The sequence below is a fragment of the Colwellia marinimaniae genome (assembly GCF_002207865.1).
In the GTDB taxonomy this organism is placed as follows: domain Bacteria; phylum Pseudomonadota; class Gammaproteobacteria; order Enterobacterales; family Alteromonadaceae; genus Colwellia; species Colwellia marinimaniae.
Map to the genome: position 1 here is coordinate 1 of NZ_BDQM01000144.1, position 394 is coordinate 394.

The 394-nt window shown below is 47.7% G+C and carries 1 pseudogene; it reads left to right on the plus strand.

The features are described 5' to 3' along the window. Positions 1 to 26: 26 nt before the first annotated feature. A pseudogene (locus MTCD1_RS21895) lies at positions 27 to 394 on the plus strand (AmmeMemoRadiSam system radical SAM enzyme); the annotation flags it as partial.

Below are 394 nucleotides of genomic sequence, written 5' to 3' on the forward strand. Positions count from 1 at the left end.
CTTTAAGTATAGCTCAAGCCGGACACATGCTGCTAATGCCTCCATCGAGTACCAATACATGTGAAATAAATCTGATTAATAGCAATCCTGGCCAGCCTAATATTGCACAAGCCAGTACTGTAAAAACTAAGTACTGGCATCGCCTAGACGACGGTAGGGTGCAATGCGATTTATGTCCCAGACATTGTCAGCTGCGTGAGGGCAAACGTGGGGTCTGTTTCGTGCGCCAAAACATAGATAATGAGATAAAGCTCACCAGCTATGGTCGCTCCAGTGGCTTCTGTATCGATCCCATCGAGAAGAAGCCGCTGAATCATTTCTATCCCGGCAGTTCTGTACTTTCCTTTGGCACCGCAGGCTGCAATCTCGGTTGCAAGTTCTGTCAGAACTGGGA